Below are 21,642 nucleotides of genomic sequence, written 5' to 3'. Positions count from 1 at the left end.
CTCACGCGGCTAACCGACTTAAATTACGACGCACAACCTTGGTTGAAAAATTACGTAAATATGGTCTTCAACGTGTTGAAGAAACGACATAAATTTGACGTTCTATTTTTTGGCTCTCATATAAGTGATTGATACTTAGTCAAAATATTCCGATAGGTACACGGCATACTTCTTGCTCAATAGCTTAAACAGTCCATAAGGCTATTAATAATAATGAGCAAGAAGCGATGCGAGCAGCAGTTAGTGCTCCACCAAGGTTATATCGGCGGACCAGTTGGTCTGCCAGTGTCCACGGCAAGGCGCACTTTGCAGGGAAGGGTTGTTCCCTTCACAAGAAGTGCAACGCCGCCATGGACACTGACAGACCAACCCTTCGGGCGTTGCTGTGGCATTGCGCCTCGGCGTTACAGCTCTTACCCAGGGAACAACCCTTGCCTGCGAGCTGCGCCTTGATGCGAAATGCCACAGCAACGCTGACCCGCCGATATAACCTTGGTGGAGCACCAGATCAAGACTATTCACTTGCGATACCCATCCACACAGCAGCGGATACCGCTATTGGTGATGAAGCGCCTGCTGCTTATTTAACGCGTTTACTTGATGCCTTGCCTGCGGCAGTGATTGTTGTTGATGCCAAGGGTTTTGTAGAACGCAGCAATACAGTAGCGTGTGATCTGTTGGGCGAGCCGCTGGCAGGTCAGCGATGGTGCGACATTATTCATCGTTGCTTTGAAAGTGGCTCCAGTGATGCCGATTACTTGCGTATTAAAGGCGATCGTTACGTCAGTATCGCGACCAAGCCACTTGATGGCTTACCTGGTCAAGTATTACTCATTTCTGATGTTACAGAAAAATACCGCCTGCAAGATCGTCTGCGTTGTTATAAACGTCTATCAACGATGGGCGAGGTCGCTGCGTCTTTAGCGCATCAAATTCGCACACCATTGGCATCGGCACTACTCTACGCAACTAATCTACAGTCAGTAGAATGTGATAAACATACGCGCAAATCGTTTACCGATAAAGTTGTTTCTCGGCTGAATCATTTAGAAAACCTGGTTAACAATCTATTGATGTTTGCAGGTAAAGGCCGTTTTACTGTCAAACATATTGTTGTTGATAGGTTATTGAGTGAATTACTCAGTAGCATTGATACACAAGTCAATACCACAGCGTGTGAGATTACTCACAATAATCATTGCCCAGGTGCTGTGGTGATGGGCAACCAAACTACCTTACTCAGTGCAATACAGAACATCATTGTCAACGCAGTTCAAATGTGTGGTGATAACGGAAAAATCGATATTACGTTTGAACAAACGCTTGATGCCAAAGACAAAGAGAACGTTCATATCACTATCCGTGATAATGGGCCAGGCATCAGTATCGATGCGCAGAAAGAAATCTTTAAACCCTTTTATACGACAAAGAAAAATGGCACTGGACTGGGGCTTGCTGTGGTTAGCGAAGTTATCCGTGCACACAGTGGTCATATTCGCGTTGATTCTGACATTGGCAACGGCGCTGAATTTATTATCAGCTTACCCTCGGTAAGCATTCATCAACCCAAAGCTAGTGAGAAAAATAGGTGGTCAGCATGAATCAATCAATCGTACTCGTCGTTGAAGACGATAGTGATCTAAGAGAAGCACTGTGCGATACGCTTAAACTGGCGGGTTATCACGTTGAGTCGGCTTGGGATGGTCGCTCGGCATTAGAAATTGTTAATCAACGCAAAGATGATCTTGGTCTCATTATCAGTGATATTCAAATGACACCGATGGACGGTGTGTCACTGCTAAAGCGAGTCAAACGTATTTGTGCTGATATACCTGTGTTGTTAATGACAGCCTACGGCACCATCGAGCAGGCCGTTGCAACCTTACGTGACGGCGCATCTGATTATATGGTCAAACCGTTTGATGCCAAAGTATTAGTTAATATGGTGAGTCGCTACATCACTCAACATGACGAGGCGACTGATTTTATTACCGTTTCTTCAGCAAGCAAAAAGCTCACTACCATTGCGAGGCGTGTTGCAATGAGCGATGCGACAGTACTAATTAGTGGTGATAGCGGTACTGGTAAAGAAGTCATAGCACGTTATATTCATGACAACTCGGCACGCAGCAAGGGTGTTTTTGTTGCCATCAACTGTGCGGCTATTCCTGACAATATGCTAGAAGCAACCTTGTTTGGTTATGAGAAAGGGGCCTTTACAGGGGCTTACAATGCTTCCCCAGGAAAGTTTGAGCAAGCGCAAGGCGGCACCTTATTGCTTGACGAAATTTCAGAAATGAATTTAGCCTTGCAAGCCAAATTACTAAGAGTCTTGCAAGAACGTGAGGTTGAACGCCTTGGTGGTCACAAACTGATTGAGCTGGATGTTCGTGTCTTAGCAACGACCAATAAAAATTTAGCTGCTGAAGTTAAAAACCATCAATTTCGTGAAGATTTATTTTATCGCTTAAACGTATTTCCACTACAAATTAGTGCCTTACGTGAGCGTAAGGACGACATTATCCCGCTTGCAAAAAGCTTCATTGAACGTATCGCGATTAAACAAGGCAAATCAATACCTACTTTAAATAAAGCTGCTTGTGTACATTTACTTAATCATCCATGGCCTGGCAATGTGCGTGAGCTGGACAATGTCATTCAACGTGCAATGATTTTACAGCTCGGTGATGAAATTGAAGAAGACGATTTACAACTGACTACATTTAATGGTTTTGAAACCAGCATTATGAGCGTCGAGCAGACGCATATTGATGCAGACAACCTGGCGCAAGACATGCTGGGTCATGAGCATAACCTTATTCTTGATGCCTTAAGAAAGGGTAACCGCAAGCAAGCGGCTGAAAAGCTTGGCATTAGCCAGCGTACGCTACGCTACAAATTAGCAAAAATGCGTGATTCTGGAATCGAAGTGCCGCGACGTGCAGCATTGGTTTAATGATCTATGGCAAGGGATGTACCCCAAGAGCCCACCCCTCGTGTAAAGCACGGGGCAGGCTCCGCGAAAATGTGGGGGCGTAATGATAAAAATAATCCGTATCGAGGTGTGTAATGAACAGTATTGAAGTGAATCAATTATTAGATCAAATGCGTGCAATGACTGCGCAGGCCCAAGGCATTCCCGCTGAGGTGGGTGCCGTTAACGGTGCGACAAGTTTTTCTTCAATGTTTTCAAATGCCATTAATACGGTGAATGACATACAGCAACAATCAGGCGCCTTAACAACGGGGTTTCAGCAGGGTAATCCGGATATTGCGTTAAGTGATGTGATGGTTGCATCGCAAAAAGCATCGATTGCATTCGAGGCGACAGTGCAAGTAAGAAACCGTTTGGTAGAGGCGTATCAGGCTGTTATGAGAATGCCGATATAACCTATAAAATAAGATCACGAGATAATACAAATGGCATTAGTTAATACTGGAAACATAGCATTACAATCGCAAGGTTTTAATGGCTTACCTTTTTTACGCCAAATTGGTCTTATGGTTGGCTTGGCAGCGAGTGTAGCTATTGGTGTCTGGGTTGTTATGTGGGCACAAGAGCCAAGTTATCGTGTGCTTTATGGTAGCTTGAGTGAAACTGACACAGCGGCAGTATCAGCAGAGCTAGCGAAATCAAATATTCCCTATAAAGTCTCTGACGCCAATGGTTCGATCATGGTGCCAGCGGCTGATGTGCATAATTCTAGACTCAAGCTCGCTGCCGCAGGCTTACCGAATAGTAGCCATTCAGGCTATGAAATTCTTGACAAAGAACAAGGTTTTGGTACCAGCCAGTTTATGGAGAGCGCACGCTATCAGCGAGCGATAGAAGGTGAGTTGGCACGTACCATTGGTGCGATGACTAATGTGCAAACTGCACGTGTGCATTTGGCTGTGCCGAAACAGTCGGCCTTCTTACGTAATCGAAAAGAAAGCAGCGCATCAGTATTTGTTCATCTTCATCCAGGCAAACGCATTCAAGGTGGTCAGGCCAGTGCTATTGCGCATCTGGTGTCTGCCAGCGTGCCCAATCTTAATATCGATAATGTGACTGTGGTTGATCAACGCGGTAGGTTGTTAACTAGCAGTGGTGGCGATCAAGACACTCAATTGAGTTCAACACAGTTTGATTATCAACGTAAAGTTGAAAATCACTATATGAAACGTATTGAGGATATTTTAACGCCGATTCTTGGTTTGGGCTCTGTTAAGGCGCAAGTTGTTGCTAGTCTTGATTTTACCCATAGAGAAGAAACCGCAGAAACCTATAACCCTGAAGGCGCAGCAATTCGCAGCGAAGTGGTGAGTGAAGATGAAGTTCGTGATGGTAGTAATGAAGTGGGCGGGGTGCCTGGTGCTTTATCTAATCAACCGCCTGTTGCGCCAGTTGGTGCTGAGGAAGGGTCAAGCAGACTGAATTCAAGTCGTCGTTCAACACGTAACTTTGAGCTTGATCGCACTATCAGCCGTACACGACAGGCGAGTGGTACGGTACAAAAACTTTCTGCCGCCGTAGTATTGAATGATCATCAAACGATAGGTGAAGATGGTGAGATTATTCGTACGCCACTGACCGAGGACGAGATTCTGCGTTTTACTACCTTGGTTGAAGAAGCCATTGGTTTTGACGAAGAACGTGGCGATAAAGTGAGTATTATTAATGCATCATTTTCTGTGCCTGAAGCCATCGTTGAGCTTGCAGCGCCACCCATTTGGCAACAGGCATGGTTTGCCAGCACCTTAAAACAAGTTGCTGCAGGGTTTGGTGTACTGATTTTGATCTTTGGCGTACTCAAACCAATTTTGAAAGACCTAGTGAATAAGGCGACGACAACGACGATTGCATTGGCTGATCAGTCTGGGTCTGCTGTTGCGTTAGATGAGAACGGTGAGCCTATCGCAATGGATCAAGCCGCTTTTGCTGCGCAGGGGGCGGCAATCGCAGGGCCGAATGGGGCAGTGCCAATGTTGTCAACAGGTAATGCTTCCTACGATGCGCATTTACAACAAGCAAGAGTGATGGTTAGTGATGACCCTAAAGTTGTTGCCCAAGTAGTTAGGAACTGGGTGACTACAGATGGCAACTAATAAAGAGCAAACTGTTAATTTAAATTTGGGGACAAATAAAGCAGCAGTATTGCTACTGACTCTCGGTGAGGATGATGCCGCAGAGATCCTTAAGCACATGGGTCCGAAAGAAGTGCAAAAAGTGGGTGGTGCCATGGCATCACTGGCGAACATCTCCAAAGAACAGGTTGATACGGTACTTGAAGAGTTCATCACTATTGTTGGTTCGCAAACTTCATTAGGTGTTGGCTCTGACGATTATATTCGCAAAACAATGATCAGTGCGCTGGGTGAAGATAAGGCTGGCGCTTTGATGGATCGTATTTTATTAGGTGGGTCAGCCAGTGGTCTCGAGCAATTAAAGTGGCTCGATTCGCGTGGCATCGCTGAAATGATTCGACTTGAGCACCCACAAATTATTGCAATTGTATTGTCTTATCTTGAATCAGATCAAGCAGCAGCAGTGTTACAAATGTTACCTGAAAATACGCGCTCTGACCTTATTCTTCGTGTGGCAACACTTGATACTGTTCATCCATCAGCGATACATGAACTAAATGTCATTATGGAGAAACAGTTTGCTGGTGGTAGTAATATGCAATCGGCAGGTTTTGGTGGGTTAAAAGTTGCGGCAAATATTCTTAACTTCCTTGATGGTTCTATGGAAGAAAAAATCATGGCCAATGTTAAACACACAGATGAGGATATGGCGACTCAAATTGAAGACTTAATGTTTGTCTTCGATAATATCAAAGATATTGATGATCGAGGCATGCAGTCTTTGATGCGAGAAGTGTCTAGTGATGCATTGGTTCTCGCATTAAAGGGTGCCGATGCCCAGTTGAAAGAGCAGTTTATTGGCAACATGTCAAAACGCGCGGCAGAAATGTTGGTCGAAGATATGGAAACACGTGGCCCAGTCAAGCTTAGTGAGGTCGAGTCTGCGCAGAAAGAAATTCTTGCAATTGTCCGTCGTATGTCTGAAGCAGGCGAAATTATTCTAGGCGGTGGCGGGGGCGAGGAATATGTCTAACGTTGCCAATGAAGATAACGTTGATTGTCAGCCATGGGCATTTCCTCAAGTAAGTCAAACACCCAGTCTCAGCGTAAACGCTGACACTAGTGATCGGCGTTCAGGCCAGCGTTCAGACAGGCGTCAAGAACAAGATGCGTATAAAGCAGGTTTTGCACGTGGGCTTGCAGATGGTATGGCCTCATCGCAATCTGAGATTAATCAACGGCTGACTTGCCTGGATCAGGCATTGTCATTTTTATCGGCGCCCATGGAAGCGATTGATGAACACGTTGAACAAGAATTAGTAAGCCTTGCTGTTGAGGTGGCGCGGCAAATTATTCGACGTGAAATTAAAATGGATTCAGGTCATGTTGTCGCTGTGGTGCGAGAAGCCATTGCCAGCTTGCCGATAACAACAGAACCAAGGCGTATCCATCTTAATCCCATAGATGTTTCATGTGTTAAGGAAGCGCTGTTACTTAGCGAAGCTGATCATAGCTGTAGCATTATTGAAGACCCAGTAATTTCCAGTGGTGGTTGCCGTATCGTATCAGGGGCATCACAGATTGATGCCACAATAGAAAAACAGGTGGCAACCATCTCTGCGCGTATTTTTGGTGGGGAGCGTGATGCAGACCTTAACCAATAACAAACATAGTAGACGGTGGCAGAAATATTTAGTTGAACGCCGCCAGTGTGCGCAAAAAAAAGAGCCATTCATCATTGAAGGTAAATTAACACGGATGGTGGGTTTAACATTAGAAGCCGTAGGTTGCCAGGCGCCTGTTGGTGGCCGGTGTATTATTCAAAGCACTGCTAATCATGCTATTGAAGCTGAAGTTGTTGGCTTCTCAGGTGATCGTACCTATTTGATGCCTACGGGTGACATTCGTGGTTTATTACCAAATTCACGTGTTGTACCCACTGGCCAAATTTATGATGCGGCGGTGGGTAACGCCATGTTGGGTCGTGTTATTAGTGGTGCTGGTAAACCACTGGATGGTCGTGGTCCGATTAATACAACTGATCGGGTGCCGTTGGCTGGTGTCACAAAAAACCCCTTAGCGCGCCAGCCTATTCGTGATGTACTTGATGTTGGAGTAAGAGCAATTAATGGGCTGCTTACTGTTGGTCGTGGCCAGCGTTTAGGTTTGTTCGCAGGTAGTGGCGTTGGTAAGAGTGTGTTGTTAGGGATGATGACACGCTATACCAATGCCGATGTGGTTGTCGTTGCTTTAGTGGGTGAGCGAGGCCGAGAAGTTAAAGAATTTGTTGAAGATACGCTTGGCCAAGAAGGCTTGGCACGTTCTATTGTTGTTGCAACACCTGCCGATGATCCGCCTTTGTTACGACTACATGGCGCGATGTTAGCAACCAGCATTGCTGAATATTATCGTGACCAGGGTAAGCATGTTTTGCTATTGATGGATTCGCTAACACGTTTCGCGCAAGCACAACGTGAAATTGCCTTAGCCATTGGTGAGCCGCCTGCGACCAAAGGTTATCCGCCTTCCGTTTTCGCTAAATTACCGGCCTTGGTTGAGCGTGCAGGAAATGGTGGCGCGAACGGTGGTTCCATTACCGGCTTGTATACCGTATTGGCGGAAGGTGATGATCAGCAAGACCCAATTGTTGACGCAGCGAGAGCTATTCTCGATGGTCATATTGTGTTGTCGCGGAAAATGGCAGATAGCGGCTGTTACCCTGCTATCGATATTGAAGCGTCAATCAGCCGCACTAAAAAACAAATTACCAGTGATGAGCATCACACACTGGCACAACGTTTTCGCAAACTCTATTCGACTTACCAGCAAAGCCGCGATTTGATTAGCGTTGGCGCCTATACGGTCGGCGCAGACCCTGAGCTTGATCAGGCAGTGACTGCTTATCCGCGCTTACTTAATTATTTAAAACAAGATATTGGTCATCATGTGAGTTTTAACGACAGCATCCATCAGCTTGGCGGTTTGTTTGTTGACACTGCACTAGTTCAAGGAGGCGGGGCATGACACGGTCTCAGCGTTTGCGCCCCGTTGCTAATATGAAACAAAAGGAGCAACTAAATTCAGCACGTATTCTCAATGAGGGTTTCAATGAATTAAAAATGCACGAAGAGCGTTTGCTTGAGCTGACGCATTATCGAGATGATTACGTGAATAAATTTCAACAACTGACGCAAGTTGGCGCCAGTATTGAGCGTATTCGCCACTATCAAGAGTTTATCACCAGACTAAATCAATCTATTGTTTTACAAAAACAGCGTATTATTGATGCGCAGCGACAAGTTGAATTAAAAAAAGTGAATTGGCGACAAGCACGCGCTCGCTCGGATGCCTTTGGTAAGGTAGTTGATCGCTACCGCGATGAAGAAAGTCAGCTTAACGAAAAACGCAATCAAAAAGAGACAGATGATCATGCTCAACGTATAGGAGGGCACGACATAGTTTTTCATCACTAAGCTAGTGCCGTGTCAACCGTATAATGACGGTCTCAGCGAGACAAGAAGTGGTCATATGCAAGGGGCGCGTGAGCGCAGGACTAGCAGTCGCTAATTCAAGCGCGCGTAACGCAGCAGATGGTCACTTCTTGTCTCGCCCGAAGGGAGCCATTGAAACAGCCCAATGCGGCGTTACAGCCACTTGCAATAGAACCACTATTTGCTGCATGACTGCGCCTTGCTTTGGACTGTTTCAATGGCTCTGAGACCGTCATTATACGGTTGACACGACACCACGATCACTACAGAAATATCACCTGACATTATGCTACACGCTACGCTGTGGCATACAACTTGCCCTTCTACTGTTTAGCAACAGAAAATAGGTGGTAGGAGAAAGCATGTCAGTACAAGCAAGCCTTAATATCACTGGTGTAGTGACGAATACCAAGACCAGCAGCAATGCTGATTCAGCATCCAGCACTACGGAATTAAGTAAAGAAAATCAGTTATTTAGTGATATTATTGGCAATGTGATCGGTGATAGTTCTCAACAGCTGACGGCGTCAGACAATAGCTCATCTGAAGCAGCAGGTGAATTTATTGGCTTAGCACCGCTTGATACGGATACAAATCTATTTCTCTCTGCGGCAAGCCTTGATAGGCTAGAGGGAAAATTATTGCCGTTACTCTCCGGGGATATATCCAACCTGGCGCTCGATGTGACGAGTCCCTTAGGTATTCAAGCTGTTTCTTTAGATAGCAAAACTGAGTCGGTGACGAACGCAGCATCATTGGTAGCTCCGCTATTGTCGGGTTCAAATACGCTTCTGGAGCAGTTACGCAGTTTACTTACAGGTGCTAATACAGCGGGTGACTCAGCAGCAGTGACTGAATTGCGTACACAATTAGTTTCTTTGCTTGATGATAAACAATCAAAGCTCAATGGCGCTGCGGAGCAAGTGCTACCCCGAGGGGATGTCGTACGTAATGCTGTATTGAGTGAGCAGTCGCAAACTAGTTTACGCCAAGAGATAAACGCAACTTTAAGTAATGTGCGTGGTGTATTTAATGATTTCTTTGACTTAAATCAAGCATTCTTTGATACAGCACAAAAGAAACCAGTGGGGTTTGATGAGCTGCTTGCAACATTGACAAAAACGAACCTATCGAGCGTGACAAATAGCGCTAATGTAAATACAAACCCAATTCTTACTCAGATTGCTAGTCTGATCAATGGTAGTGCAACTATTGCTCAACCTTTACTAGGTGTTGTTACAGAGACTAGTTCATTGCAGCCGTCTAATCCGACACAGACACAAGTTACAGTGCCGCTAAACAGCTCACGATGGTCCGACGAGCTAGGACAACGTGTGCGTTGGTTGGTAGGACAAAACATTGGTTCAGCGCAAATCCGTCTTAACCCAGCTGAACTTGGCCCGATACAGTTGCGTATTAATGTTTCCGGTGATCAAGTCAGTGTTGTTTTTAATTCACAGTTTGGAGTGGTTCGTGAAGCGATTGAAGCAGCGTTACCAAAACTACGTGAAATGCTAGAAAGCCAAGGCCTCAATCTTGCTGATGCTGATATCAATCAGGGTGATACTGCAGAAAGGCAAAGTAAAGAAGGAATGAACACTGCGGTTAGCAATGGAAAAATACTCGATAGCACGATAGAAGGTGATGAGTTGTTAGCGAGTGATGTTGATAGTGGTGTTATGGGATTAAACTCATTCAACTTGGTTGATCAATTTGTTTAGCTGAAGAATTTGTTAGTAATTTATCTAAAAAAGGATGCGTCAGAGTCCTTTTTACTCATGCCGTGGCTTCTTAGCGTCACACACATCATATCAAAGCAGCCACTAGTCAATCTACTGTCACCCTACAGCGCTTACCTCTTTAAGGGCTGTCAATAAGTCGACTCTATTGCTTGGCAATCTTTGAGCGACAGCGCAACTAACTGTTAATTAACAAGTTATCTATCCCATCTCCGTGGCATAGCTTTTGCTAAAGCAGTGTCGTAGGTAGTTAATTATAGAAAGGAAACTGGGATGGCACAGGAAAAAGAGGAAGTAAAGAAGGGCGGCGGCAAGAAAACCGTATTGATCATTTTGATCTTACTGATCGTAGTCGGCGGCAGTGTTGGTGCTGGTCTCCATTTTGGTGGTTTTTTCGCTTCTGCTGATAAAGAGCACGGTGGAGATGAAGGGCAAACTGAAGAAGTTGCCGTGGCTAAGATGCCTGCAATTTATGTTGCCCTCGATCCTGCATTTGTTGTGAACCTCTCAGACCCAGATGCCAAAGTACGTTTTCTGCAGATTAATGCATCGGTTTTGACACGTGATCCACTCATTGAAACAGATATCACCACACATGTTACTGCGATTCGTAGCAAGCTAAGTGTATTGTTTAGCACACAAAAAGAAGCGGAATTAAGAACGGTTGAAGGTCAGGAAAAACTTTCTGTAGCGGCGTTAGCAGTTGTTAATAAAATTATTGCCGCAGAGACGGGTAAGCCAGTAGACAAAATTGGTGCTGAAGAATTTTTGATTACCAGCATGGTAATGCAATAAGCATACATACGTGGAAAAAATAATGATAAAAGAGAACACCCAACGTGGATGACTTGCTCTCACAAGATGAAATTGATGCGCTGTTGAATGGTGTCGATGGTGGTGACGTTGATACAGATGCTGAAGCTGTCGACGATGGTACTGCAAAAAATTATGATTTTAATAGCCAAGATCGTATTGTTCGTGGGCGCATGCCGACACTGGAAATGATTAATGAACGTTTTGCACGTAATTTCCGTTTAAGTCTGTTTAATATTCTACGTCGTAGTGCTGAAATTGCCGTCAGCGGCGTACAAATGCTCAAATTTTCTGAGTACATGCACACCTTATTTGTACCGACTAGCTTGAATATGACCCGTATTCGCCCGCTCAAAGCCACTGCACTAATATTGTTTGACCCAAAATTAGTGTTTGCCGTGGTGGATAATTTTTTTGGTGGGGATGGTCGCTGGCATGCAAAGATTGAGGGGCGTGAATTTACAGCGACTGAGGTTCGTGTATTGAACATTATTTTACAGGAAGCCTACAAAAATATTATGGAAGCCTGGAAGCCTGTCCTTCCTATTAATCTTGAATTTATTAATTCTGAGATGAACCCCCAGTTCGCTAATATTGTTAGTCCTTCAGAAATTGTAGTGGTATCTGTATTTCATATTGAGTTGGAAGGCGGTGGTGGTGATCTTCATATCACTATGCCTTACTCAATGCTTGAACCTATTAGAGAATTGCTCGACGCGGGAATTCAAAGTGACACTGATGACAAAGATGAACGTTGGCAGCATTCGTTGCGCCATGAATTGCTCGAAGCGCCGATTGAGTTGATTAGTAATCTATCTGAATTCGATGTCAGTTTGCGAGATGTGATGAATTTTAAAGAAGGCGATGTTATCCCTATTGAGACACCAAATGAAATTATCGCAACAATTGAAAATACCCCAGTAATACGTGGAAGCTATGGTTGGTCTAATGGCAATAATGCTATTCAAATCAATGAAAAAATTGCTTCTTCTTCACAAATGATGACGGTAGTTGCAGGAGAATAAAATGGCTGATGCAGTCGATGGCGAAGATATTAATCAAGACGATGTCGATAATCTTATGAGCGAAGGTGTTATGGCAGCAGATACTACAGATGCCACAGGTGGTGATTCTGATAGGGATGGGGCGGATGCCTGGGGCGCTGCGCTTGAAGAGCAGGCCGAGTCAGAGTCGACAGATGTTGCCGCGCCCCAAGGTGACGTGGGGATCGACCCCGTTGCATTCGATAACCTAAACCCAACAGGGTCGGGTATCGATGGTGAGGTCAATCTTGACATGGTGCTTGATATTCCAGTCACCATTGCTATGGAGTTAGGTCGAACTCATATTAGTATCCGTAATTTATTGCAGTTAAATCAGGGCTCAGTTGTTGAGCTAGACCGTTTGGCGGGTGAGCCAATGGATGTTCGTGTTAACGGCACATTGATTGCTCGTGGCGAGGTTGTTGTAGTTAATGAAAAATTCGGTATTCGTTTAACGGATGTTATCAGTGCTGCTGAACGCATCAAGAATCTCAAATAATTTGCGTGTTCATTTCGCATATTTTTAAGGTAACAGGCAGCAGATTATGTCTAAAATTATAACAATAATAAAACACATATTCGCGATGATGATTATTTTTTTGTCGTTGCCAGTTTTTGCTGAGGAAAATCCACTTAGCAAAGCCTCCTCTATAAATAAAACAGAACCTTTTGCATTAGCTAATATTATGCAAATGCTGGCAGGGCTTGCTTTTGTTGTTGTTTTGATTTTATTGCTAGGCTGGTTTTATCGCCGTTTTGGTACACCTAGCATAAGCAATAACAGTAATTTCCGTATTATTGCAGGTTTGTCTGTGGGGCAGCGTGAGCGTGTTGTTATGTTACAGGTTGGTGATCACCAAATTTTACTAGGGGTTGGCCCCGGCCACATTGAGAAAATTCATGTCTTTGATGAGCCAATAATGAATTCTGAAAAATCATCTGTTACGGGTGGTTTTGCAGAACGTCTGGCGACAGTAATTAAGCAACGGGGTCAGCGTTAATGCGTACGCTTATTTCAATATTACTGATCATATTGCCGGCCGTGTCAGTGTTCGCTGCACCAGGTCTGGATGCAATTTCAGTCACTACCGGAGAAGATGGTGAACAGACATACTCAGTAACACTGCAAGTCTTGCTATTGATGACGTTGCTGAGCTTGTTGCCAGCAGCATTATTAATGATGACTTCATTTACGCGCATTATTATTGTTCTGGCATTACTTCGCACTGCCATGGGTACTGCGCAAACACCGACAACTCAAGTGTTAATCGGTATTGCCTTGTTCCTCACGTTTTTTATTATGGCACCTATTTTTGAGCAGGTTTATGACGAGGCAGTAACACCTTACTTAGCAGAGGAAATGTCAGTACCTGATGCAATACAGGCTGCCGGCAAGCCATTTCGTGCATTCATGATGAACCAGGTGCGCGACAGCGACTTGCAGCTTTTCTCTGACTTATCAGGCGCAGAAGAGTTTGAATCAACAGATGACATCCCCTTTTCGTTGTTAATGCCTGCCTTCGTTACTAGCGAAATTAAAACAGGGTTCCAAATAGGTTTTCTCGTATTTATTCCATTTTTAGTGATTGATCTTGTTGTTGCCAGCGCGCTGATGTCTATGGGAATGGTGTTTTTGTCGCCGATTATTATTTCGTTGCCATTCAAGATTATGTTATTTGTCTTAGTGGATGGCTGGGTGCTGTTAGTGGGCACATTGGCAGCCAGCTTTTACGTGTAGCCAGTGTTGTGTCCTATAGTGTTTGACGGCTTCAGAGCTCCACAAATAACTCAAGACAAGGCGCAGCCCGAAGTTAAGGGTTGTTCCCTTAATAAGGGCTGCACCAACAGTAGGCGCTTTAGGCGACGCAGTATTGAGTTATTTGTGGAGCTCCCTTTGGGCGCAACGAGAAGCCGTCATCTACTGCGTTGCGTTGTTTGTAAAGGGAACAACCCTTCACTACGCAACGCGCCTTGTAGCTAACGGTTTTTCGTTTCGCTGAAGTCATCAAACACTATGGGACACAACACCACATGACGCAAGAAACAATATTACAGATAGGTGGTCGAGCAATTGAGCTGACTATTTTACTCAGTAGTGTGCTGTTGTTACCGGCGCTGGTTATTGGTTTGATTGTCGCTGTTTTTCAGGCTGCGACACAAGTCAATGAAATGACATTAAGCTTTATTCCCAAGTTGATGGTTATTTTCGGTCTGCTTATTGTTATGGGGCCCTGGCTTTTACTGCAAATAACCAGCTTTACTCGTAATCTTATTCTGGATATCCCCAGCCTGATCGGCTGAAGCTAAATGTAGCAATTGTCGTGAGCTTTACAGACGAAGAAATAATGTTGTGGATAGGCTCATTTTTATGGCCGCTTATACGTATTGGCGCAATGTTAAGTGTTGCTCCATTGGTAAGCCAAAGAAATATATCGCTTAGAGTTCGTGGCGCTCTTGCTATTCTTATTGCCATTGCTATTGGTCCAATGGTGCACACAGAAACGGTGGTTGACCCATTTGGCTTGGACACATGGCTGGTAGTAACCCACCAGATTATTATTGGTTTGGCAATGGGTTTGATATTGCGAATTGTTTTTACAACACTTGAAACGGCTGGACATTTAATTGGAATTCTAACTGGCTTAGGGTTTGCTCAATTTATCGACCCTGGCAGTGGTGTGCCAACCCCTGCGGTAGGCCGTCTATATACGGTAATAGGTTCTTTGTTATTCCTGGCCCTTAATGGCCACATTATTATTATTTTGGCTGTCGCAAAAAGCTTTGAAATAATGCCTGTCAGTATGAGAGGTCTAAGCACTGATAGCGTTTGGCAAATGCTGGAATGGACAGCCATTATGTTTTCTGGTGGTGTGCTTATCGCACTACCTGTGGTTGCAGGCCTATTATTTGTCAATATTGGCTTTGGTGTGATGACACGTTCTGCGCCCCAATTTAATATCTTTAGTGTCGGCTTTGCTGTGACCATTACCTTAGGTTTTATCATTGTGCTTTATTCTTTGCCGTATGCATCAGATCAATTCATCGCTTTACTTGAGCAAGGATTTATTCAAATTGATCAATTTGAGTTGTCTCAGGATCCGGTCTGATGGCTGAGGAGAAGGCACAAGAACGTACTGAACAGGCGACCCCAAAGAAGCTAGAAGATGCAGCTAAAAAAGGCCAGGTTGCACGTTCGAGAGAATTGATTACTGTTGCAATGCTTATCGGTGCGGCGGGCACTCTGCTAATTTTGGGCGACAATATTGCTGAGACGATGAAGTCAATTCTGGCTGGTGGTTGGAATATTCCAAGGGCATATGCTTTCGATACAGTGATGATGACAGAAACCTTATATGACCAGGTTCAAAGTGGACTACTTATGTTGGTTCCTCTTTTTATGGTGATGGTGGCTGTGGCTATTTTATCTGCTGTTTCAATCGGTGGCATCAGTTTTAGTATGCAAGCAGTACACTTTAAAGCGGAAAAAATAAGCCTATTGCAAGGGATAAAGCGCATGTTTGGTGTGCAAGCCTTGATGGAGCTAACTAAAGCAGTGACTAAAGCATTGCTGGTTTCTTCTGTGTTAGTGACAACGCTGTGGTTCAACGCTGGTTGGATTATCAGTTTGTCTAATCAAGGCTTAGTGGTTGGGCTTGGTGCTGCTATTGATTTCGTTGTTTGGGGGTTTCTGTTCCTTTCTGCCAGTTTAATCATCGTCAGCCTTATTGATGTTCCATTCCAAATTTGGAACCACGCCAAGCAATTAAAAATGACATTGCAAGAAGTGAAAGATGAGAACAAGGATACGTTAGGTAATCCAGAAATTAAAAATCGTCTTCGCCAATTGCAAATGGAGACATCAAATCAACGCATGATGGCGGCAGTGCCAGAGGCAGATGTTATTGTCACCAACCCAAGCCATTTTGCCGTAGCGCTACGTTATGACCAGGAAAATATGGCTTCACCGGTTGTCGTTGCCAAGGGTGCCGATCTCATTGCACTACATATACGTAAAATTGGTGATGCGCATAATGTTGCCCGTATTGAAGCGCCGCCATTAGCTCGCGCACTATTTTATAGTACTGAAATTGGTCAACCCATTCCGAATGGCTTGTATATGGCTGTTGCCCAGCTGTTGGCCTATGTCTACCAGTTAAAACAAAAACCAGGTAATAAGAAAAAAATGACCCAGCCTGATTTCCCGGTTCCTGAAGAACACCAACATGATTAGGCCACAGTGCTAATTTGAGAGTAACAATATGATTGCAAATTCACAACCTAATAATATTATTTCAATTGGCTCATTTAACCGTTCTGGAGTAGCGGCATTCATCATTCTGGTGGCGATGTTGGCGATGATTATTTTGCCTATGCCACCCTTGTTATTGGATTTGTTGTTTACATTCAGTATTTCGTTTTCAATCGTAATATTGCTTTCTAGTGTCTACACCAAGCGCCCACTCGATTTTACTATCTTCCCGACCATTATTCTTATGGCAACATTATTGAGGTTGGCACTGAATGTCGCTTCAACGCGTGTTGTGTTACTGGAAGGCCATACGGGAACAGATGCAGCGGGTAAGGTGATCCAAGCCTTTGGTGATTTTGTTGTTGGTGGTAACTATATCGTCGGTATTGTTGTATTTGCCATCCTGGTAATTATTAATTTCGTCGTAGTGACCAAGGGCGCAGGGCGTATTTCTGAGGTCAGTGCACGTTTCACCTTGGATTCTATGCCTGGTAAGCAAATGGCAATCGATGCTGATCTTAACGCAGGGATGATTGACCAGGATGAAGCCAAAGAAAGGCGTGAGACCATTGTCCAAGAAGCGGATTTTTATGGCTCAATGGATGGTGCTAGTAAATTTGTCCGTGGTGATGCCATTGCTGGAATTTTAATCTTGTTCATCAATTTGATTGGTGGCTTGTTGATTGGGACTATGCAACATGGCTTGGATATTAGTGATGCAGCACATAACTATACTTTACTGACTATTGGTGATGGTTTAGTAGCACAGATTCCAGCACTGATATTATCAGTTGCCGCAGCGATCACCGTGACCCGAGTGTCTTCTGCTAAGGAAAGTATGGGTGATCAAGTGATTAATCAGTTGTTTGAGTCACCCAAACCGCTAGCAATTACGGCAGCAGTGCTTGGTATTATGGGCGTCATACCCGGCATGCCAAACGTTGTATTCCTCTTGATGGCTGCTGTTACAGGATACGGTGCGCATATCGTTTCACAGCGTGCAGCACAACCGAAAATTGCTGAAGAAGAGATAGCTGAAACACCTGCTGAAAATGAGACCCAGGAAATTGGTTGGCAGGATGTGGTGCCGGTCGATGCTTTAGGTTTAGAGGTAGGTTATCGCCTCATTCCGTTAGTGGATAAAAACCAGGGTGGGCAACTGTTATCTCGTATTCGAGGTATTCGTAAAAAGTTGACGCAAGATCTTGGTTTTCTTATTCCACCGATACACATTCGTGACAATCTTGACCTTACACCTAATGTTTATCGTATTAGCTTGCTTGGCGTTACGTTGGCAGAGTCAGAGATTCACCCAGAGATGGATCTTGCTATTAATCCCGGACAAGTGTTTGGCGAGCTAAAGGGCATAGCAACAAAAGATCCCGCATTTGGTCTTGAGGCAGTATGGATAGAAACACGTCAACGTGATGAAGCACAAACAATGGGTTACACCGTCGTTGATGCCAGCACGGTTGTTGCGACGCATATCACGCAGTTAATTCAATCTCATGCTGATGAATTATTGGGCAGAGATGAGGTGCAGCAATTACTCGCCACTCTTGAGCAATCAGCACCTAAATTAGTCGAAGAATTGATCCCAGATGTTTTGCCAATCGGTGTGGTATCTCGTGTATTGAAGAACTTGTTACAAGAAGGTGTGGCAATTCGTGACGTTCGCAGTATCGTCGAAACCTTGGCGGAAAATGGCGCTAAGAGTCAAGACCCCGCCGTCTTAACGGCAATGGTTCGTATCTCTCTTGGCCGCTCAATTGTCCAAAGTATCAGTGGAATTAGCCAAGAGTTGGAAGTTATCACGCTAGATCCTGCGCTGGAACAGATATTGCAAAACTCACTGCAAGGGCCAGATCAATCTGGTGTGGCACTCGAACCAGGGCTTGCAGACAGAATGCACCAGACTCTTATTACAATGACGCAGCGCCAGGAGGCCGCGGGTAATGCTGCCGTAGTATTGGTATCGGCTGCAGTTAGAAATTTGATTGCTCGTTTTGTGAAGCACTCGATTCCTAATTTGAAAGTACTGTCTTATAACGAGGTACCGGATAGTAAACAAATTAAGATTGTGGCGACCGTCGGCGCGAACGCTTAGTAGCAATAAATAATACGGGATAATAATAAATGAAGGTAAAACGATTTTTTGCTGAAGATGCACGAATAGCCATGCGTGAGGTGCGCCAGGCATTCGGTTCAGATGCCGTGATTCTAGCCAATCGAGAAGTCGATGGCGGTATTGAATTGATCGCGGCGATAGATTACGACGCCAATACTTTATCAGAGTCAGTTCATAAAGCTGAGAAACAGGCTGCACAAAAGTCAGTGACCTCATTTTCACAGCATCGTGCTAAAAAGTCTGTTGCAGCTAAAGATAAAGCGCCGGCGCGGGAGGAAGCTCAGGCACAGCAGGCCGCAGCAGCCATCAAGAGTTCAACAGAGCTTACTTGGTTACAAGAGCCCGCGCTAGAAAAAATGCAAGCAGAACTGTCGTCACTACGCCATGTTGTTGAAGACCAATTATCGGGTTTGGCCTGGGGTGATTTTGAAAGACGGCACCCTCAGCGCACTGAGCTTCTCAAGCGCTTAATGAGTTTGGGACTTAATGCAAGTATTTGCCAGAAAATTTCGAATAATATTGATAACAGTAATGACATTGAACATAACTGGCGCCAGGCTTTGGCACAACTCGCCTCCCAGGTTAACGTGTCAGATGATGACGTATTGAATAACGGTGGTGTGATCGCAATGGTTGGGCCTACTGGTGTTGGTAAAACGACTACTATCGCTAAATTGGCTGCACGTTATGTGTTACGTCACGGGCCTAAAAGCGTCGCTTTAGTGACTGCTGATAATTACCGTGTTGGTGCCTACGAGCAATTACGTGTTTATAGCCGTATTCTCGATGTGCCACTGCACCTTTTAAGTGAAGAAGAAAATCTGGAGACTATATTAGACAACCTTCTTGATAAAAAACTGGTGTTGATTGATACCGCAGGAGTTAGTCCACGTGATATGGGATTTAAACAACGTATCCAGCCATTAATTAAAAACCGAGAATTATTTGATACCTATTTAGTCTTGTCAGCCAACTCCCAGCTTTCAAGTATGGAAAAATGCTTTGAGGTATTTTCAGAGCTTAAGCCAAGCGCATGTATTTTGACTAAAACTGATGAGGCAGAAAACCTTGGTGCGGCATTAGGCTCATTAATTCATTCAAAAATGCCACTTGCTTATGTCTGTGATGGCCAGCGTGTGCCTGAGGATTTGCATCTTGCAAGACCACACAGTTTGGTTAGTGAAGCAGTAGCATTAACTCAAGATAACGACCAAATATTTGACTGGGAAGCATTAGCGATTGTGCTTGGCGGGAGTGCAGCTAATGCTTACCACTAGTTCACCCTATGATCAGGCGCATGGCTTGAGACAGATGCATGCTAGTGGCCCAGTACGTGTTATTGCCGTTACGGGTGGTAAAGGCGGTGTTGGAAAAACCAATATTTCAATAAACCTGGGTGTCACTATGGCACGTCAAGGTAAGAACGTGTTGCTACTTGATGCTGATTTAGGGCTTGCTAATGTGGATGTGTTACTTGGTTTACACCCAAGAAAAAACCTTTCTCATGTTATGAGTGGTGAATGTGAGCTTGAAGAAATTATTGTTACCGCACCAGGTGGTCTGAAAATTGTTCCGGGTGCGTCAGGTATGCAAGCGATGGCTGATTTGTCGAGTGTAGAACGTGGTGGTTTGGTTAATGCGTTCAGTGAACTTAATACCGATCTTGATGTGATGTTAATCGATACTGCCGCAGGTATATCTGAATCGGTACTCAATTTTACCCGGGCAGCACAAGAAGTGATCATTGTGGTGTGTGACGAACCTGCATCAATGACCGATGCCTACGCCATGATTAAAACACTCCGCTGCGAATACGGTGTTAATCGATTTAGGGTGATTACTAATATGGTCGCAGGTGCAGCAGAAGGACAAGCCTTGTATAAAAAATTGACAGCGGTGACCAATCGTTTTCTTGATGTCACGCTCGATTTTATGGGTGCCATTCCCTATGACGAATATTTACGTAAGGCAATACAAAAACAAAAACCATTGGTTGAAGCCTATCCTAGGAGTAAAGCATCTATGGCATTTAAAAATTTGGCTCAAAAGGTCGATAAATGGCCTGTACCTACTGAAGCTCAGGGGCATTTAGAGTTTTTTTGGGAACGCTTGATTGGTGATCAGTATGCTCAAGGGGCACAGTCATGAATGGCGCAGCAATGTATGCATCGGTAAAGTCTAACGGCTCGGAACAGAATGAAGTGATAGTTCGCCATGCATCGTTGGTAAAACGCATTGCTTATCACTTGATAGGTCGACTGCCAGCAAGTGTGCAAGCGGATGATTTAATTCAGGCGGGGATGATTGGTCTGTTGGAGGCAGCACGAAATTATGATGCTAGCCAGGGCGCAAGCTTTGAAACGTATGCCGGTATTCGGGTGCGTGGCGCGATGCTTGATGAAATTCGCAAAGGCGATTGGGTGCCACGATCAGTGCACCGCAAGGCCAGAGAGATGGCTAAAGCAGTACGCGAAATTGAACATAAACAGGGTCGTGATGCGCGCGACCATGAGGTTGCAGAGGCAATGGAGTTAGATCTCAACGCTTATTATAAGGTGTTACAAGATGTTAGTGGTCACCGTGTATTGAGCTTTGAAGATATTGGTGTTGATGAAGATGCCATGTCTAGCTTGGTAGCAGATAAATCAACAAATCCTGATCAAGGATTACTGGTAGAGGACTTTAAACGCTGTCTGGCAGAGGGGATTTCTGGTCTACCGGAACGTGAACGATTGGTATTAACGCTTTATTATGACGAAGAGCTTAATCTCCGAGAGATTGGTGCCGTTATTGGAGTAAGTGAATCACGAGTTAGTCAAATTCATAGCCAGGCATTAATCAGGCTTAAGGCAAGAATGGCAAATTGGTTAGGAAAGGATTGCAGTAACGTCTGAAATGGAAAAAGAGAATAGTTTGGAGACCAATTAATGGATAAAAACATGAAAATTTTGGTTGTAGATGATTTTTCTACAATGCGTCGAATAATAAAGAATTTATTACGTGATCTGGGGTTTAACAATACCGCTGAGGCTGACGATGGTCAAACAGCATTACCAATTTTACAGCAAGGGGGTATTGATTTTTTGGTTACTGACTGGAATATGCCTGGTAT

Annotated in this window: 22 protein-coding genes; all 22 read left to right on the top strand. The window is 44.4% G+C overall.

From position 1 onward, the window contains the following. The first annotated feature begins 452 nt into the window (after window positions 1-452). Window positions 453-1,601: a PAS domain-containing protein gene (locus tag JKY90_01965; GenBank protein ID MBL4851036.1), complete on the top strand. Its 1,149-nt coding sequence runs from the start codon at window positions 453-455 to the stop codon at window positions 1,599-1,601. Beyond that, window positions 1,598-2,956 carry a sigma-54-dependent Fis family transcriptional regulator gene (locus tag JKY90_01960; GenBank protein MBL4851035.1) on the top strand — a complete coding sequence of 453 codons (1,359 nt, stop codon included), beginning with the start codon at window positions 1,598-1,600 and terminating at the stop codon, window positions 2,954-2,956. The genes JKY90_01965 and JKY90_01960 overlap by 4 nt, the downstream gene beginning before the upstream one ends. Window positions 2,957-3,069: 113 nt before the next feature. Beyond that, on the top strand, window positions 3,070-3,390 hold the full coding sequence (fliE, locus tag JKY90_01955; GenBank protein MBL4851034.1) for a flagellar hook-basal body complex protein FliE: 321 nt from the start codon (window positions 3,070-3,072) through the stop codon (window positions 3,388-3,390). A 30-nt stretch (window positions 3,391-3,420) separates the two neighbouring features. Beyond that, window positions 3,421-5,088, top strand: a complete 1,668-nt coding sequence (gene fliF, locus JKY90_01950; protein ID MBL4851033.1) for a flagellar M-ring protein FliF — start codon at window positions 3,421-3,423, stop codon at window positions 5,086-5,088. Next, complete coding sequence (gene fliG / locus JKY90_01945; protein MBL4851032.1) at window positions 5,078-6,100, top strand: flagellar motor switch protein FliG; 1,023 nt, start codon at window positions 5,078-5,080, stop codon at window positions 6,098-6,100. Before fliF ends, fliG begins: the two co-directional genes overlap by 11 nt. Next, entirely contained in the window at window positions 6,093-6,731 is a 639-nt protein-coding gene (locus JKY90_01940) for a flagellar assembly protein FliH (protein ID MBL4851031.1), read from the top strand. The genes fliG and JKY90_01940 overlap by 8 nt, the downstream gene beginning before the upstream one ends. Beyond that, window positions 6,712-8,091: a flagellar protein export ATPase FliI gene (gene fliI, locus JKY90_01935; GenBank protein ID MBL4851030.1), complete on the top strand. Its 1,380-nt coding sequence runs from the start codon at window positions 6,712-6,714 to the stop codon at window positions 8,089-8,091. The genes JKY90_01940 and fliI overlap by 20 nt, the downstream gene beginning before the upstream one ends. Beyond that, complete coding sequence (gene fliJ, locus JKY90_01930) at window positions 8,088-8,540, top strand: flagellar export protein FliJ (GenBank protein ID MBL4851029.1); 453 nt, start codon at window positions 8,088-8,090, stop codon at window positions 8,538-8,540. Before fliI ends, fliJ begins: the two co-directional genes overlap by 4 nt. Window positions 8,541-8,920: 380 nt before the next feature. Further along, on the top strand, window positions 8,921-10,279 hold the full coding sequence (locus JKY90_01925; protein ID MBL4851028.1) for a flagellar hook-length control protein FliK: 1,359 nt from the start codon (window positions 8,921-8,923) through the stop codon (window positions 10,277-10,279). A gap of 291 nt (window positions 10,280-10,570) precedes the next feature. Then, window positions 10,571-11,092 (top strand): flagellar basal body-associated FliL family protein, encoded by a 522-nt coding sequence (locus JKY90_01920; protein MBL4851027.1) that lies wholly within the window; start codon window positions 10,571-10,573, stop codon window positions 11,090-11,092. Between the two features lie 44 nt (window positions 11,093-11,136). Then, complete coding sequence (fliM, locus tag JKY90_01915; GenBank protein MBL4851026.1) at window positions 11,137-12,135, top strand: flagellar motor switch protein FliM; 999 nt, start codon at window positions 11,137-11,139, stop codon at window positions 12,133-12,135. 55 nt (window positions 12,136-12,190) lie between these two features. Then, window positions 12,191-12,652 carry a flagellar motor switch protein FliN gene (gene fliN / locus JKY90_01910; protein MBL4851025.1) on the top strand — a complete coding sequence of 154 codons (462 nt, stop codon included), beginning with the start codon at window positions 12,191-12,193 and terminating at the stop codon, window positions 12,650-12,652. A gap of 46 nt (window positions 12,653-12,698) precedes the next feature. Next, window positions 12,699-13,154 (top strand): flagellar biosynthetic protein FliO, encoded by a 456-nt coding sequence (gene fliO, locus JKY90_01905; GenBank protein ID MBL4851024.1) that lies wholly within the window; start codon window positions 12,699-12,701, stop codon window positions 13,152-13,154. Beyond that, window positions 13,154-13,891: a flagellar type III secretion system pore protein FliP gene (gene fliP, locus JKY90_01900; protein ID MBL4851023.1), complete on the top strand. Its 738-nt coding sequence runs from the start codon at window positions 13,154-13,156 to the stop codon at window positions 13,889-13,891. The genes fliO and fliP overlap by 1 nt, the downstream gene beginning before the upstream one ends. Window positions 13,892-14,184: 293 nt before the next feature. Next, window positions 14,185-14,454, top strand: a complete 270-nt coding sequence (gene fliQ, locus JKY90_01895; protein ID MBL4851022.1) for a flagellar biosynthesis protein FliQ — start codon at window positions 14,185-14,187, stop codon at window positions 14,452-14,454. A gap of 20 nt (window positions 14,455-14,474) precedes the next feature. Then, window positions 14,475-15,260, top strand: a complete 786-nt coding sequence (gene fliR / locus JKY90_01890; GenBank protein ID MBL4851021.1) for a flagellar biosynthetic protein FliR — start codon at window positions 14,475-14,477, stop codon at window positions 15,258-15,260. Then, window positions 15,260-16,384 carry a flagellar biosynthesis protein FlhB gene (flhB, locus tag JKY90_01885; protein ID MBL4851020.1) on the top strand — a complete coding sequence of 375 codons (1,125 nt, stop codon included), beginning with the start codon at window positions 15,260-15,262 and terminating at the stop codon, window positions 16,382-16,384. The genes fliR and flhB overlap by 1 nt, the downstream gene beginning before the upstream one ends. Window positions 16,385-16,412: 28 nt before the next feature. Next, window positions 16,413-18,509, top strand: a complete 2,097-nt coding sequence (gene flhA / locus JKY90_01880) for a flagellar biosynthesis protein FlhA (protein MBL4851019.1) — start codon at window positions 16,413-16,415, stop codon at window positions 18,507-18,509. A 29-nt stretch (window positions 18,510-18,538) separates the two neighbouring features. After that, window positions 18,539-19,807 carry a flagellar biosynthesis protein FlhF gene (flhF, locus tag JKY90_01875; GenBank protein ID MBL4851018.1) on the top strand — a complete coding sequence of 423 codons (1,269 nt, stop codon included), beginning with the start codon at window positions 18,539-18,541 and terminating at the stop codon, window positions 19,805-19,807. A gap of 25 nt (window positions 19,808-19,832) precedes the next feature. Continuing rightward, window positions 19,833-20,678: a MinD/ParA family protein gene (locus JKY90_01870; GenBank protein ID MBL4851017.1), complete on the top strand. Its 846-nt coding sequence runs from the start codon at window positions 19,833-19,835 to the stop codon at window positions 20,676-20,678. Further along, window positions 20,675-21,424: an RNA polymerase sigma factor FliA gene (locus JKY90_01865; protein MBL4851016.1), complete on the top strand. Its 750-nt coding sequence runs from the start codon at window positions 20,675-20,677 to the stop codon at window positions 21,422-21,424. Before JKY90_01870 ends, JKY90_01865 begins: the two co-directional genes overlap by 4 nt. 33 nt (window positions 21,425-21,457) lie before the next feature. Beyond that, a partial coding sequence (locus JKY90_01860; GenBank protein ID MBL4851015.1) for a response regulator occupies window positions 21,458-21,642 on the top strand: 185 nt, incomplete at its 3' end.

Source organism: Gammaproteobacteria bacterium (assembly GCA_016765075.1).
Classification (GTDB): domain Bacteria; phylum Pseudomonadota; class Gammaproteobacteria.
The sequence above is the reverse complement of the archived record's forward strand: the minus strand, read 5'-3'. Positions and strand labels throughout refer to the sequence as shown.

Coding starts and splice junctions, on each gene's coding strand:
- JKY90_01920 (MBL4851027.1), top strand. CDS start 10,571: ATGGCACAGGAAAAAGAGGAAGTAAAGAAGGGCGGCGGCAAGAAAACC.
- fliP (MBL4851023.1), top strand. CDS start 13,154: ATGCGTACGCTTATTTCAATATTACTGATCATATTGCCGGCCGTGTCA.
- fliF (MBL4851033.1), top strand. CDS start 3,421: ATGGCATTAGTTAATACTGGAAACATAGCATTACAATCGCAAGGTTTT.
- flhA (MBL4851019.1), top strand. CDS start 16,413: ATGATTGCAAATTCACAACCTAATAATATTATTTCAATTGGCTCATTT.
- fliN (MBL4851025.1), top strand. CDS start 12,191: ATGAGCGAAGGTGTTATGGCAGCAGATACTACAGATGCCACAGGTGGT.
- fliG (MBL4851032.1), top strand. CDS start 5,078: ATGGCAACTAATAAAGAGCAAACTGTTAATTTAAATTTGGGGACAAAT.
- flhB (MBL4851020.1), top strand. CDS start 15,260: ATGGCTGAGGAGAAGGCACAAGAACGTACTGAACAGGCGACCCCAAAG.
- JKY90_01925 (MBL4851028.1), top strand. CDS start 8,921: ATGTCAGTACAAGCAAGCCTTAATATCACTGGTGTAGTGACGAATACC.
- fliO (MBL4851024.1), top strand. CDS start 12,699: ATGTCTAAAATTATAACAATAATAAAACACATATTCGCGATGATGATT.
- fliE (MBL4851034.1), top strand. CDS start 3,070: ATGAACAGTATTGAAGTGAATCAATTATTAGATCAAATGCGTGCAATG.
- JKY90_01940 (MBL4851031.1), top strand. CDS start 6,093: ATGTCTAACGTTGCCAATGAAGATAACGTTGATTGTCAGCCATGGGCA.
- fliI (MBL4851030.1), top strand. CDS start 6,712: ATGCAGACCTTAACCAATAACAAACATAGTAGACGGTGGCAGAAATAT.
- flhF (MBL4851018.1), top strand. CDS start 18,539: ATGAAGGTAAAACGATTTTTTGCTGAAGATGCACGAATAGCCATGCGT.
- JKY90_01960 (MBL4851035.1), top strand. CDS start 1,598: ATGAATCAATCAATCGTACTCGTCGTTGAAGACGATAGTGATCTAAGA.
- JKY90_01865 (MBL4851016.1), top strand. CDS start 20,675: ATGAATGGCGCAGCAATGTATGCATCGGTAAAGTCTAACGGCTCGGAA.
- JKY90_01965 (MBL4851036.1), top strand. CDS start 453: ATGCGAAATGCCACAGCAACGCTGACCCGCCGATATAACCTTGGTGGA.
- fliQ (MBL4851022.1), top strand. CDS start 14,185: ATGACGCAAGAAACAATATTACAGATAGGTGGTCGAGCAATTGAGCTG.
- fliJ (MBL4851029.1), top strand. CDS start 8,088: ATGACACGGTCTCAGCGTTTGCGCCCCGTTGCTAATATGAAACAAAAG.